We start from the raw sequence: 588 nt of genomic DNA on the forward strand, positions 1-588 counted from the left end.
TTACTTTCCCACAATTAAAGAAAGATAGAAAATAGACTTTATTAGACAGCCTCTTCTAACTAAATACTCCATACTAATACAAAGAAACGGTTTCCCCTTCCCTTTTCATTTCCAGGCACTATTCCAGAATTGGCAGTTAGTTTTTCCTCCCTTTATATCAAGTATTCTTTATTTACTAAATTATGTCTAAATTACTATTGATAATTTAGAACATTGTTTGTTTTAATTATTTCATTTAATTAAATTAATCCAATTGAAGATAAGTAATGAAGAAAATTATACATAGCCGTCTTGAGATCATTTGTCATACAATATTGCAAGAGAAGAAATGAAAGATAGACAATAAGCAGAATTACTATTAGCGATTGTTATTCTACCTCTGTCTGTTATTGTAATCGCTACTATTTATAATTATGGTTAAAAAAGGCTGTTTCATTATTTCAAAATACTATCAAGACACATACCTTGTACTATAATTAATAAGAGGTGTTGTCATGTCTTATAAGTACAAATGCACTTGCAAAAAAAAATGTTGCTGCTGCTCAAAACTACCCGTAATTGTAATACCGGGAGCTCAAGGACCTCAAG

It is taken from the genome of Bacillus sp. JJ722, from assembly GCF_036963345.1.
Classification (GTDB): Bacteria; Bacillota; Bacilli; order Bacillales; family DSM-1321; genus Bacillus_AD.